This is a genomic window from Roseburia sp. AF22-2LB (genome assembly GCF_003461125.1).
Classification (GTDB): Bacteria; Bacillota; Clostridia; order Lachnospirales; family Lachnospiraceae; genus Roseburia_C; species Roseburia_C amylophila.
The window spans coordinates 1-12,812 of sequence record NZ_QTWM01000015.1; the positions used below are offsets into that span (position 1 = coordinate 1).

The 12,812-nt window shown below is 36.6% G+C and carries 15 protein-coding genes; all 15 read left to right on the top strand.

Annotation, left to right across the window (positions count from 1 at the left end):
* Positions 1-9: 9 nt before the first annotated feature.
* The 15 genes from DWX96_RS14930 (at position 10) to DWX96_RS13930 (ending at position 12,739) form a co-directional block, all read left to right on the top strand.
* A complete protein-coding gene (locus DWX96_RS14930) occupies positions 10-150 on the top strand; it encodes an HTH domain-containing protein (protein WP_012744350.1) in 141 nt (46 codons plus the stop codon).
* Between the two features lie 26 nt (positions 151-176).
* On the top strand, positions 177-827 hold the full coding sequence (locus DWX96_RS13870; RefSeq protein ID WP_012744349.1) for a hypothetical protein: 651 nt from the start codon (positions 177-179) through the stop codon (positions 825-827).
* Positions 828-2,164: 1,337 nt separating this feature from the next.
* Positions 2,165-2,899, top strand: coding sequence for a LytR/AlgR family response regulator transcription factor (locus DWX96_RS13875; protein WP_118057804.1), 735 nt, complete (start codon positions 2,165-2,167; stop codon positions 2,897-2,899).
* Positions 2,900-2,907: 8 nt separating this feature from the next.
* The gene (locus DWX96_RS13880) at positions 2,908-4,200 is read left to right on the top strand and encodes an ATP-binding protein (protein ID WP_015517470.1); all 1,293 of its coding nucleotides are present in this window, start codon (positions 2,908-2,910) and stop codon (positions 4,198-4,200) included.
* Between the two features lie 166 nt (positions 4,201-4,366).
* Complete coding sequence (locus DWX96_RS13885; RefSeq protein ID WP_117699264.1) at positions 4,367-5,023, top strand: DUF3879 family protein; 657 nt, start codon at positions 4,367-4,369, stop codon at positions 5,021-5,023.
* Between the two features lie 65 nt (positions 5,024-5,088).
* Positions 5,089-5,832, top strand: a complete 744-nt coding sequence (locus DWX96_RS13890) for a hypothetical protein (protein WP_118057803.1) — start codon at positions 5,089-5,091, stop codon at positions 5,830-5,832.
* 131 nt (positions 5,833-5,963) lie between these two features.
* Positions 5,964-6,713, top strand: a complete 750-nt coding sequence (locus DWX96_RS13895; RefSeq protein WP_117699272.1) for a hypothetical protein — start codon at positions 5,964-5,966, stop codon at positions 6,711-6,713.
* A gap of 121 nt (positions 6,714-6,834) precedes the next feature.
* Positions 6,835-7,497 carry a hypothetical protein gene (locus DWX96_RS13900; RefSeq protein ID WP_117699273.1) on the top strand — a complete coding sequence of 221 codons (663 nt, stop codon included), beginning with the start codon at positions 6,835-6,837 and terminating at the stop codon, positions 7,495-7,497.
* 39 nt (positions 7,498-7,536) lie between these two features.
* The gene (locus DWX96_RS13905) at positions 7,537-8,037 is read left to right on the top strand and encodes a hypothetical protein (RefSeq protein WP_117699274.1); all 501 of its coding nucleotides are present in this window, start codon (positions 7,537-7,539) and stop codon (positions 8,035-8,037) included.
* A gap of 67 nt (positions 8,038-8,104) precedes the next feature.
* Positions 8,105-8,419: a hypothetical protein gene (locus DWX96_RS14685; protein WP_242988811.1), complete on the top strand. Its 315-nt coding sequence runs from the start codon at positions 8,105-8,107 to the stop codon at positions 8,417-8,419.
* Between the two features lie 30 nt (positions 8,420-8,449).
* Positions 8,450-8,845 (top strand): hypothetical protein, encoded by a 396-nt coding sequence (locus DWX96_RS14690; RefSeq protein WP_242988812.1) that lies wholly within the window; start codon positions 8,450-8,452, stop codon positions 8,843-8,845.
* 65 nt (positions 8,846-8,910) lie between these two features.
* Positions 8,911-10,446, top strand: a complete 1,536-nt coding sequence (locus DWX96_RS13915; protein WP_117699275.1) for a hypothetical protein — start codon at positions 8,911-8,913, stop codon at positions 10,444-10,446.
* Positions 10,447-10,603: 157 nt separating this feature from the next.
* Positions 10,604-10,996 (top strand): hypothetical protein, encoded by a 393-nt coding sequence (locus tag DWX96_RS13920; RefSeq protein ID WP_330408455.1) that lies wholly within the window; start codon positions 10,604-10,606, stop codon positions 10,994-10,996.
* 196 nt (positions 10,997-11,192) lie between these two features.
* Positions 11,193-11,738, top strand: coding sequence for a hypothetical protein (locus DWX96_RS13925; RefSeq protein ID WP_118057802.1), 546 nt, complete (start codon positions 11,193-11,195; stop codon positions 11,736-11,738).
* 62 nt (positions 11,739-11,800) lie between these two features.
* Positions 11,801-12,739, top strand: coding sequence for a hypothetical protein (locus DWX96_RS13930; RefSeq protein WP_055040310.1), 939 nt, complete (start codon positions 11,801-11,803; stop codon positions 12,737-12,739).
* Positions 12,740-12,812: the final 73 nt, after the last annotated feature.

The following is a 12,812-nucleotide window of genomic DNA, read 5'->3' on the forward strand; positions in this document are numbered from 1 at the left end:
ATAGCAAAAATGGCTGGTGTTGAGGAAAATGATATTGACAGGCTTTTAGCCAATCCACCAGAAAAGATTGAAATCGAAGTAAAGTATAAAATTGCTGTGACGGTTATGGAACTGCGATTTTGGCTAAAAGATTGTGAATCACCGATATAATCGGGATTTGTGAGTAGAGGGCACTTATGAAAAATAAAAGTATCAATCAAGTTTCTATAATAAATGGTGAAGATGGTCCCACAAGTGTTTTTATATTTGGAGAAGCTCAAAAGCAATCTCTAAAGATTAGAATCCGAAATGCTATCTATCAATCCAGACGAAAAAGGATAGAAAAGAGAATAGCGGCCAACCCGCATACCCTTGCGGAAGTGGTGCAATACGCAAAGGATCATTATGATTTAGTGGAAATCAATCCTGCCGCAACAAATTGGATAGAACGACAGAAAAATCTAAAAGCTAGTTTGATTATGCAGCATAAACCAGAACTTTTGGGCCAAAGGAAGGATATTCCAAAACCAGATTTTCATAATGAAGAATCTGTTAAAAATTTTTTGAATGAAATGGAAATTAGAAATAAATTGATTGACCAAATGCCTGATAATGTAATTCCCATGGATTTTCATTTATATGAAATAAAAATTGGTGAGGATTTAATGGAAATAGAGGTAGATTATACCTGGAATATATTTGGAATATCTTACTCTGGAAATAAGTCGGTCATAAAAAGGTTTAAGAAAATAGCCAGAGATTTATATTGTTATTATGGTGTCAGTGAGGAGGATATAAAGAACCGGACAAAAAGATATTCTTCACTGGTAACGGAATTGAGTTCATAAATAAGCAGTTAATTTAGCAACAACTTGTTGCAGATTCTAAAGTTATCTTGCATAATTAAAATATAAAAGATGTATATAAGGTCGGAACAGAGACCTTAAACCTGTTCCAGTGGTCTGGATGGAGACCGAAAACCCATTCCCATTGCGGAATAAACTGCAAATACAGTGATCGCGTTGCAGAAACCTGTGAGGCCTGCGACCGGGGGAGAACCTGCGGGGACTCCTCTTTTTTATATTATGGAGATGGTGTATATGCAGAAGATGCTTGATTTTATAACATAGAAGAGAGTACGTGTAATGCGGAGTAAATAATGGTCAAAAAACAATCGACATCCGACCTCACACACGTTATAATATAGATAATCTAATAAGAAAACAGTGTTATCATTACCGCATATTCAGTGAGAATGGTAGCCATAAATATGAATTCGCAGGAACGGAATGGTTGAACCCTCAGGGTGACAGTGTCACTCATTTGTCAGCGAGAGGTGCTTAACTTGGATGATTTTCAGTTTTCTTATTTTGACATGGATTTACAGGAAAGTCAGTAAAATCAAGTTGTTGCTTGACTTATGTTGACCAAGAAAAACATAGATTTTCTGTAGTGACTTGAACTCCTAAGACTCTATTGTAGGTTCGATTTCTATAGGAGACGCTCATTTTTAGCGGTAATGAAGATAGTTTCATTGCCGCTTTTTTCATGCAGAATTGTAATTTCAGTGACAAATTTGTCAGCGAAGCAGGACTGAAAATACTGATTTTGTCAGCGGGAATGGATGCTTGTCACCGATTCACATTTTCTGATTTGTCACACAAAGGGATTAACTACAATGTAGGATGAGCTTTGGGGTGTAAAATTAGGAAAAGAAGTGAAAAAACACTATATTCTTGAAAGCCTTGTTTGTTACGAAACTTTTTAAGCATATTAAGAAATAAAAGAGATTGTGTTTAAAGATGGAAAACTTGTCTGAGACGCAGCGAAGTAAATAAAATGAATAATATAGGAAGTCAGTAGTGCGTGAATAAACTGCTGGCTTCTTTTTTGATAGATATAGTCACTCCCAGAGAGTGTGCAGGATAGTAAAGTAATAATATCAACATGACGATATAGAAAATGCAGGGAAGCATTGTATTTCAAAGAGTTTGAGATACAGTGCTTTTGTGTATTAACATGGGTAAATGGTTTAATGCTTTTTTTTAATCGTATTTCGTGTTAAAAAATTGTATTTGGTGAAGAAATACCGTAATATTTTGTTTCATGTGATATCTTTTATAGGTGAGATTTGAAACAGAATAAAGATTGAGCCGATATATAAATGAGAAAGAAGGTGAGTGCTATGTTGGAAATTGTTGTCTGTGATGACGATATAGCAGATCTTGAGTGTGCAGTGACTATGCTGCATAAGATTTTTACAAGTCAAAAGATTGCTTATCATATTGAGCAATTTGCGTCTGCAAATCAAATGCTTGAAAATATCAGCAACATTGATATCGGAATTTTAGATATTTCGATGGAAGAACTGAATGGTATTAAACTGGGGAGAAAATTAAAGGAAAAATTTCCGGATGTGAAATTAGTGTATATTACGAGTTATGAAGAATATTGTATGCAGGTCATTAACGAAGTTCACGCATTTTCATTTCTATGTAAGCCATTGGAATATGATAAATTGGAAACGCAGATGTTGGAACTGCTGGATCAACTGCCGGATACCGGAGCAGAAAAGGATTTTTATAAAGTGACGGACAGCAATGGGAAAGAGTATCTGTCGATTAAATTGAAACTCAGGGACATTTTATATTTTGAATACATAAAAAGATCAAGAAAAGTACTGATAGCGTTGTCTGATATCACATATGAGTATGACTGCATTTTTGAAAAACTGGTTGAGGAACTGCAGCCCTATGATTTTGTTGTGAATTGCAGAGGAAATCTGGTTAATTTAAGGCATATTGAAAAAATAAAGGGTTTTATTATTTATATGGATAATGGAAAAGAACTCCAGATTGCGCAAAAGAGAAGCAGCGATTTTAGAGAAGAAGTAAATAAATTTTTGCAGAAAAATTCATAGGAGAAACGATGAATACGATTTTACTGATATTATGTAATGCTCTTTCCTGTTTTATCATAAGTACCATACTGTTCCAGTTTATGAATGGAAAGTATAAAAAGAGTAGTCAAAGTAGATATGTATATATTGTGATCGAGACTGTCACAGTGATTTTTACAACCTGTATCAATATGCTCAATCATTCCATATTAAATTTGGTGGTCTGGGGCGTGTTGACGGGGATAATAGCATATGCTCTGTATTATGAGGATATGGATAAACCGTTAAGACGTATCATTGAATGTGAGGCATTGGTATTTTGCATGTCTGTTTGTGAATCATTAGGAGTGATTCTTTTACAATGTATTTTGCAGGCAGCAGATATAAAAAATGTGAATGAAACGATGCTTTACTGCCTTGAGGTAACATTTTCAAAAGTAATACTTATTTTTTTGTATTATACATTCATAAACAGGTTTGTGAAAAAGAGCGATATTCCTTATGCAAAGACAAGGTACATCATGTATGGAATTATACTCCTATACAATCTGATTAACATGGGTGTAATTGTAGAGAATTTTAAAAATGGAGAAGAAAATTACTTATGTGCAGTCAATATGGGGTGTATTGTTCTGGCAGATCTATACCTTTTATATTTTGTTAAAATGGCAGATGAAAAGAACTATTATGAAAAGCAGCTCATCGCTTTAGAGCAACAGGCAAAGGTACAATACGAATACTATTTGACGCAGACAAAAAAATATGATCAAACCGTCCACATATTACATGATGTAAATAAGCATATTAAAGCAATCGAAGGATTATATGGTGCAGAGCAGGGGAATACGGCAGGAGAATATGCAGCGGAAATCAGAGAACTGTTAAAGCCGCTCATTCCGGTTCAATACACAGAAAATCCGATCTTGAACATTCTTCTTACCGATAAAGAATCCGTTATGAGGGAAAAAGGTATTTCAGTAACCATAAAGGTGGATAATGTGAATCTGAATTTCCTTGCACCAATCGACATTACAACTATTTTTGGAAATTTATTAGATAATGCGATTGAGGCAGCAGAGAAGCTGGAAGGAGAGAAATATATTTCGATTAAGATTGGCTCATACCATAAAATGATAGCTGCCAGCATCGAAAATAACTGCGGAGAGGTAAAGTGGAAAAATGGTTTTCCGGTATCAGCGAAAGGAAAAGGCGGTGGAATAGGACTGCTGAATGTTCAGAGCAGTGTAAAAAAATATGATGGAAATTTAATATTGAAAAGTGATGGAAATAAATTTATTGCTGAGTTATTCCTCAATTCATAAAAAGAGCATTCGTGCTCTTTTTTGGTAAAAAGTCTTACTTCGTGCAAAAAAATCGTACTTGGTGCAGAAAAGGTAAAATATTAGAAGTGGGTTGTCGATAGAAAAAGAAAAATAAAAATAAAGCGGATGATAGATATAAAAAATTTAATGATGGGAGGTTTCGATTATGTCAAGAATTACGGACTACGGTTTTTTATTTCAAACGACATTTGGAACATCAAAAACAAATTTAGTCAACAATATTCAGTTGTCCCAAATGAACAGCAGTTCTGTACAGAAACAATTAAAAGCAGCAGGGATCGACACAAACAGTAAAAAGTATAAAGCAGCACTGAGTGAGATGATGAAAAATGGAAACGGTGCAATGTTTACAAATGTTCAGGCAATTAAGAACCTGATGAGCCAGTATGACAAAAATGGAGACTGGATTGATCCGAATACCGGATTAACAGGACTTGCTGTAACGGATGAGAACAGAAACAGTTATAAACATATCATTTCTATTCCAGAGAGCAGCCGGGAAGAAATGTTTGAACTGGCAAAGAAAGAATTCTTAAATGAAAACGGTACTTTAAATGGTGATACTACCAAAAGAGAGAGCGTATATAACAATTTATATAGAAAAATGGATAAAGATGACCGTTTATCAGCAGGCTGGACAATGGAACAATATGAACATCAATACAGACAGGCATTTGCAGAAGCAGCAAAAGCCGCTGATCATACATGGAAAGCTGGTAAACCAATACCGGAGGGTGCATTGGATGGCATTACAAGAGAGTCTGTTGAGAGTGGCAGGAAGTCAGTAGATATAAAGTTATAGATAGATTTATTTGTGAGCCACGAGGTGAAACTAAGATAATGGGTTTTAAGGAGGAAAAATAGGATATGAAAATATCTAATTACATGAATAATACGAATTCAATAATGGAAAAAAATACTGATAAAGTACAGAAAGGAAATAGTCAGACAAACGAAAAACATACAGTGGGGCAATCAGTGAAGCTTTCGATTTCTAATGAGGGATTGGAGTATTATCGTAATCGTATACAGCAGAGTGGACAGGAAAAATATGATGATGTGGTTCAAAGAAAGGAACTGTTAGCGAGTAAAAAAATCAGTGATATTGATTATAGTTATGAAATTCAAAAGAAGGCAGCACAGCAGAATCAAAATGTTGATACAGGAAAAAGTGCCTTAAATATTACTGACAAGGCAAATAATTATGTTAAAGCATACGCAGAATTATATGATGAAATTGTGAAGGGCTATGAAAATGGAACCAGAGAAATATATGTAGCTGATGAAAATGGACCTCGTAAGCTTACAAAGGATGAAGAGTTAAGCAATTTAGATGCTGCATATAAAAAAAAAGTGGATGACTTTGTGACAATGGAGACAACCAATCAGCATGCCCGTGGAATTATTGGTGAAGAAATGAATAAAATTTCAAAAATTACCACAAGGTCAACTTTGGCATCGGCTTACATTGAGGAGCAAAAAACCAGGGGGAAGGATGAGATTACTGAAAACTTAGGAAAGAAGATGTATGGTGCAATTACCTCATTTAAGGAGAAATATACAATGATTCAGCCTAATAGAGAGCAGTTATTGATGAGCATTAAGATTTGATGATGTTAGTACTATGATTTACAAATAAAAATAGTAATTACATATCATATTGAGGCTGAGAGAAATTAAATATCCAAGTCGTTCAATATAATAGAAATTATTTTAAGTTTCAATAACAGGGAGGTAGGATTATGGCAATTACGGGTATCAATAACAGCAGTTACACATCGTATTATGCTTCAAATTATAAGAATACTGTAAAAAAAACAGATAGTGAAAAGGATAGTACAAATACAAAAGATGGCAACGTGACAACAAGTACAGTTGAATTAAAAACATCACGTCCCGGTGTGACAAAAACAGAGCAGATTAAGACAGGGTATAGTAATGTAAATGATTATTCAAAATACTTGCAAGGAAAATACCATTATATGAATATAGGGCTGACTTCAATGCAGGGCATTCCGACAACGGTATCTGTTTCAAGTGCATTTTTACAAAAGTGCATGAATGATCCGGAAAAAGCAAAGTATTTGGAGGAAAACTTAGCAGCCATTCCGGATTGTACAAAAGATACGATTAATGGATGTTTGGGCACTGTGACAAATCAGAGTTATATGATTGATGCAAACGGAAATATTATAGAGACAGCATCTTGTACAAATGATCCAGATGGGAAAATAGCGAAAGAGAATGCTGAACGAAAGGCAAAAGAGAACAGAGAAAAAGAGGAAAAGGTAAAAGAAAAAAGAGCTGCTAAAAAAGCAGAGGAAGAAAAAGCTGCAAAGCAACGTGCAGAAAAATCGGCAGAAAGAAAAGAAACGGGTGATTATACCTTATCCATAACTGGTAATGATGTAAAAAGTATGACACAGAGCCTTGTAGCAGAATCTGTGAGTATTTCTGCACCTGATAGATCAAGTTTTGATATTAAGGCATAAGAGGATTCGATAAAAGGAAAATATCAAATTGGTGCATTGGATGGCATCACCAGAGAGTAGAGTGGCAGAAAGTCAGTAGATATAAAGGGATAGATTTATTTATGAACCGTGAGGTGGATTTATGGGAATCTCTTTTTCAAATATAGGAACAGTTGGAAGGGAACAGCTAATTACTTCTGGTAGTAATGGAGAACCAAACTGGTCTTATATTCCATCGAAAGGAAAAAGTACAAAAACGCAGACTGAATTTGTAAGTGAGATTAGGAAACTGGCACAAAAGGCTGCCAATGCTACTGATAAAACAGAACAAGACTCTATTTCAAGGCAGGTATTGCAGTTAAGGGCAGAATATTTGTCAGAGGTTGCACCGGATAGAAAGCAGTTGTACCAACAGGCAAAAAGTGCAATGAAAAATCAAAATACCAATCCAAAATGTAAAGGGATCGGAGAATTAACCTTACTGGATTTTTTGGAACAGGCAGAGGGAAAAAATCAGAATCTTGCAGACAAGCAGATTGCACTGGCAGGAGGTGGAACATTAAATTTCACTATTTTAACATCAGGAGGTTATGGTGTTCAAATTCAGGGTCAGGGTGTCAATGTATTGTCAAATACCGGTGCTGGCTGGGGATACGAAATGACTCCGGCAGAACTTACAAGAAAAGATGAATTTTATTCCATTTACTGGAAGGAATATAATGCCGTAAAGAATGGTATGAATTCTGAATTAAAAGAATTACCGGATTATCTGGAGAAAAGACCAGTTTTTGAAGCGAAAGCCTAATGATAATAATGCAATTCAAATAAAAAGGAGTATTGATATATGCAGATTAGTTCCAACTATTCTATGAATGGTGTGTCATACGAAAACAGACGCAGACAGAATGATATTCCTCAATTTAGTACAGAACGTGCCAAACAGGAAAATGAGAGTATAAATCCATATATGGCAGATACGGATTTTAACGAAAAAGCATTTGATATGATTGGTCCGAATGCTCCGCAGGAGGTAAAAGATGCATGGATGGAAGCAGCAAAGGAAGTAAATGCGAATGGTATGGGAATAAAGAAAAACGGAATGTTGAGCCATATATCACAGATGATGGTACAAAGGCTGAATAAGCAGATGAAGGGTGAGGTCGATGTGGATAACATCGACATTTTGGGAAACACAACAGAATCTGCAATTCAGGCAACGAAACAGGCTTTATATAATTTAGACCATCCACTGGAATATGTCCCTAAAAGCATAGAAGTTCAGAGGGCTTGTATGAAAGAAAGAGAATTCTATGTTGCGTTTCTGGAAAGATTGGAAAAGTTATAATTGACTGGAACAGAAACGGAAAATGACAACGATGAGACATATATATAATTATTTAGGAGGGACATAAATGGCAGGTATAAATGTGAATGGTATAGGAAGAAATCCGTATGCTGACAGTTACTTAATTTCTGCAAAAAACAGAAGTAATACTACATCAAAAGATACTTTTGTAAATGCGGTGAAGAAAGTAGAGGAAAGTAAAAATTCAGCGGATACAAGTAATGTGATGTATCCGGGAGATGTGACGATTGATTATCCACCTCGGATAAACTATGCTGTAAACAATAGCGTGGTTTCTGAAAAATCAAAAGATGAGATGTCACTGGATGAGTATAAACAATGGGTTATGAATCAAATATCTCAATTTCCCGTAAGCGGATAGGTTCGTTCCACATTTTCTTCAGGGTCGATTGTGATTAAGGAAGAAGCTTTTGAAAGAATGAAAAATGATCCTGAATATGAGAACTATGTTTTGAACAGAGTTCGTTCAGCATATTCCGTTCAAGGCTTGCCGGTAGGATCAAATAATGTTGGCTTTGATGTTATTGGAGCGTCACCGGAAGAATGTTACGGTTATGCAGGCCCAGTAGGAAAGAGTGGATCAGAAACAGCGAATGACGGAGAATCTTGGTGGGAGAAGCGCCACGAAAGAATGGAAGAACTTATGAAAGAACAGGAAAAGGAAGCAGTAAAAAGAGCACAGGCAAGACGAAAAGCTGTACAAAACGAATATCTAAATAGCCAGTTGGCGGCGGCAGCATATGAGAAAAGCAGTATTATTTTACCGGATAATCCTGTTATACTGTAGGCTCATCTTTTGACAGGAAAGCATAAGAATACAGGTAAGATATTTTTCGGGAGGAAGGATAAGAAATGGAAATAAACAGTAATCATTCTACATATGGGGCGGCATTTCGTCAAAAACCGATTTTTTTCATGTCTGGAAAGGAAACAGTGGCATTTTTTGAAGGGAAACTGAAGAAAAATATGACACTTCAGGAAGATACCTGTACACTTGGTAGCAATGACACTTATCGCAGACAGCATACCACCTATGAGGTTTCGGACAAGAAGAAGGGAAGCACATTTCTGGATTTGGATTTTCTGATTAAGGACGAAACCAGCAGTCTGAAAGGAAATCTCAGTGATAAAAAGGATGTGGATTTCTATAACTTTTCCATTCCATTTAATCGAACCATACAGAATTATTTTGGGGTTCAAATCTATATGGACATGCCGGAAGGCTGTGATTATGACCTCACCTTATATGATGAATATGGCAATCAGGTCGGAAAGGCAGAATGGGACGGAGAAGGACGTAAAACACTGACCATCCCGAACTGGGATACAAATACCAATAAATATTGTATCAAAATAGAAAACAAAAATGGGGAAGAAGTTTCTCCAGATGATTATTATAAAATCAGTTTCAAGGTTACGGAAAATAAAGAACAGGAAAAGACCGATGCCATAAGGGAGGCATTCGGGAACCTTCACGGTGCATACAGCCGGAAAGATGAAAATTGGAGGGAATGCCTCGACAAATATAATGAAGTCCTGATGGATACAGAGAAAAATTATACAAAAGAAATGGAGAAACTCCACCAGAAGCAGTTTGAAAGTCTGCCGGAAGAAAAGAAATACAAAGGCGGGCGCACAGTGGATGAATTGTTGCAGGACATGGCAGAAGGAAAGACACTGGATGATGTGGAAATGGAGTATGTGAAAATTTTTGCCAACCTGAAAGATTTTGAGAAAGCACAGCAGAAGGCGGAACTGAAACATGATTTTTCCGAGGATTTTGTAAAGGATCTGGAAAGCAAAGGTATCTCACGTGATGAGCTGGAGGGAATGCAGATAAAGATTGAAAGCAATGGGAATGTAACAGTGAGCGGTATCGAAGATAAAGAAGTCCGGGAACAGGTTCAGAAACTGGTAGAAGAAAAGTACAGTGACCGGATGTATCAGTATTACACAGGAATTGCTGACAGTGTGGGAAATCTGTCGTCTAATACCTATCAGTATGCCACGGATGTGCAGGAAGTCAGGCGTTACTTAAAAGGGGTTACGGGAGAAGATATTTCTCTGGAGAACTTTTATCTGACACCGGACGGAAAAATTGGCGGGTTGCCGGAAAAAGCCGCTAATCTGATCAACAAAACAAAAGACAATGCCAAGATAGAGCGGATAAAGGATGCATTGATAAATATTATAGGACATAACAGGACAAGCGGTGATCTGGGGATTCCCGATTTTACTTCGGAGTTTCAATTCAGCAATGGCGCTTTCTCTGTGGCAGACAGCGGTTTTACGGTGGATATGGCGGCATTGGACAGAAGGCTGACGCCCCAACCCCATGATAACATGTATTCGGATATGTATGAGTACAGTTTCAGGAAAGTATTATGATACAACATCAGAAGGAGGTAATTAAATGCGTATTGGTTCGGGAGTGCAAAGTGCATCGGAAGTATTTGGAAAGCAGTAAAATAATAGCAAAACATATGTTGCCGAAAATGAGGCATTTTCTCAGACATCAGTGAAGGTGTATTTAAAGACGGATGATATGTTGTTTTCAGGTGGAAATGGAACAGGTCTTTCGTTTTATATTAAATACGCAGAAGAGTCAACAGAGGATAATCCTGTAGTGATAGCCAAAGGCGTTGACGAAAATGGAAAAGAATTTGAAGAAAAGAGTAACATTAATGATATTAATTTGAGAAATGCTTCTTATGTTGAAATGAGTGCTTTGGAGGCATATTATAACGTCGACAAGGGGAATAGTCTCAGTTATTTTCCGCAAGAAACTGGGTGTATGGGATTAAATGACAGATGCGACCTTATATCCAGCTTTGAAAAGGTTATACAGGATATGAATAAATTAGGAAGGTATGATTTGCAGATGTTTTATATGCGAAATATGAATACTTATCTAAATGCAAGCAGTAAGCATAAATAGGGCTTAGTTATTTGAATATAGTAGAAAAAGTAAGCTTGGACTCCATAGGAGAGAGCAGGTGCGGTTCCGACTGACAGAAGAACCGTGGAAAGTTAATATGGGATTAGGTGTTGAAAACACTTTTATCCAAAAAAGTTGAGGCGGAAACTGGACTGGCATATAGAGAAAATTTTGAGCTGATTGGAGGAACAGAAATATGTATATTGGTTCTGGTCTGAATACCGTATCTTCATTGTACGGTCAACAAAAAAGTAATTATATGAAAGCACCTGCATCTGCGGAAAAGACATTTTATACGGCAGAAACACCAAAGGTATATCAGATATTCACAACAGATAATATGTTGTGGACGGGAGGTAATGGAACAGGTCTTTCTTATTGTCTTAAATATGCGGATGATTTGACGGATGAAAATCCTGTGGTGTTAGCGAAAGGTGTGGATGAAAACGGGAAAGAGTTTGAGCAAAGAATTTATATCAATGATGTTAATCCATCAAATGCTACAGTAGTCGAAATGCGTGCATTGGAGGCACATTACAAAGTGGAAAAGCAGGGAGGTTTCACGTCTCTGCCGCTTGAAGCTGGTAATATGGGACTTAACGACAGAAGAGATTTTATCGCAATGTTCAAAAAAAGCATAGAAGATTTAAACAAATTGGGAAGGTTTGACTTATCGTTGCTTTGGACGAAAAGTATGGATACATATCTTAATTTGCCAAATGCAAATAGTAAGTATAAATAAGGCTTAGTTATTTGGACATAGAAGGAAAAGAGAATTTAGAATAAACGAAGGAGATTGAGACAATGCAGTCAATATCAAGTTATATTAATCCTAATACAAGAGGACTTACATCTAATTACAAAAATACAGCTATTAAAGATAAGGAAACCTATAATGAGGCGATGTCGCAGCACTTACTAAATCCGGTAGAAGATTTGGTTCAAGTGTTAAAAACACCTATAAAATTGGCGAAGAGTTCGTCACTTAGCAGACAGAATAATTCTGTTAATATTGCGGAAGGGCAAAGAATCCGTGTTAATGGAGGTCATGTGCTTACGGTTACGGCGCATGGAGTAGAGGTTTCTGGTGGAGATAATCCGTATGATACACAATCATATGTAAAAGCACAGAGAATGGCAGATGCATTGGCATCCATGCTGCGAAATGCAGGTGGGACAATGACTACTGTAGCACATTCAAAGGAGGAATATGCCCGGTATACAGAGGGAATTACGGATGTTATGTCTTATCTGGGTGTAGACACTTCCAAAGATTTTACGGTCAATGGTATGAAATATAGCAAAAATAAAGATGGTTGGTATGAGTCAGAAGCGAACAGTGATGCGCAGGCGGCATATGAACAGTTAAAAGCGAATAACAGAATCTACCAGTTTGCAGATGAAAAGACCAAAAAGCAGATTGCATATATTAGTGATTATTACCTTCAGACAGTGCCGGAGAGTGTAAAGGCGGCGTGGCAGGAAACATTGGAAGAAACTGGTTTTAATCCATTTCAGACGGATGTAACCAGTACATTAACGCAGTTATCTGTAGAGCAGGATTTTCTGACAGGTGGTGATGACAATATTTTTGGTGAAACGAAAGAAAGTTGTTTAGCAGCTATCGACAAAGTATTGGAGAGAATAGAAAATCCGTTGGCAGCAGTTACAGAGGAAAGGGCAGCATATCTGCAGCAGGAAAAAGAATTTTATACCGTACTGGCATCTAAAATAAGAGAATAAAATGCCGGGAGGAATTTAAAGATACAGATTATAAGACTTATATAAGGCAGGGGGATAATATGGTTACTGTAAA

Excerpts from the sequence above, each read along its gene's own strand:
- DWX96_RS14930 (WP_012744350.1), top strand. The coding sequence starts at position 10 with ATGGCTGGTGTTGAGGAAAATGATATTGACAGGCTTTTAGCCAATCCA.
- DWX96_RS13870 (WP_012744349.1), top strand. The coding sequence starts at position 177 with ATGAAAAATAAAAGTATCAATCAAGTTTCTATAATAAATGGTGAAGAT.
- DWX96_RS13875 (WP_118057804.1), top strand. The coding sequence starts at position 2,165 with ATGTTGGAAATTGTTGTCTGTGATGACGATATAGCAGATCTTGAGTGT.
- DWX96_RS13880 (WP_015517470.1), top strand. The coding sequence starts at position 2,908 with ATGAATACGATTTTACTGATATTATGTAATGCTCTTTCCTGTTTTATC.
- DWX96_RS13885 (WP_117699264.1), top strand. The coding sequence starts at position 4,367 with ATGTCAAGAATTACGGACTACGGTTTTTTATTTCAAACGACATTTGGA.
- DWX96_RS13890 (WP_118057803.1), top strand. The coding sequence starts at position 5,089 with ATGAAAATATCTAATTACATGAATAATACGAATTCAATAATGGAAAAA.
- DWX96_RS13895 (WP_117699272.1), top strand. The coding sequence starts at position 5,964 with ATGGCAATTACGGGTATCAATAACAGCAGTTACACATCGTATTATGCT.
- DWX96_RS13900 (WP_117699273.1), top strand. The coding sequence starts at position 6,835 with ATGGGAATCTCTTTTTCAAATATAGGAACAGTTGGAAGGGAACAGCTA.
- DWX96_RS13905 (WP_117699274.1), top strand. The coding sequence starts at position 7,537 with ATGCAGATTAGTTCCAACTATTCTATGAATGGTGTGTCATACGAAAAC.
- DWX96_RS14685 (WP_242988811.1), top strand. The coding sequence starts at position 8,105 with ATGGCAGGTATAAATGTGAATGGTATAGGAAGAAATCCGTATGCTGAC.
- DWX96_RS13915 (WP_117699275.1), top strand. The coding sequence starts at position 8,911 with ATGGAAATAAACAGTAATCATTCTACATATGGGGCGGCATTTCGTCAA.
- DWX96_RS13920 (WP_330408455.1), top strand. The coding sequence starts at position 10,604 with ATGTTGTTTTCAGGTGGAAATGGAACAGGTCTTTCGTTTTATATTAAA.
- DWX96_RS13925 (WP_118057802.1), top strand. The coding sequence starts at position 11,193 with ATGTATATTGGTTCTGGTCTGAATACCGTATCTTCATTGTACGGTCAA.
- DWX96_RS13930 (WP_055040310.1), top strand. The coding sequence starts at position 11,801 with ATGCAGTCAATATCAAGTTATATTAATCCTAATACAAGAGGACTTACA.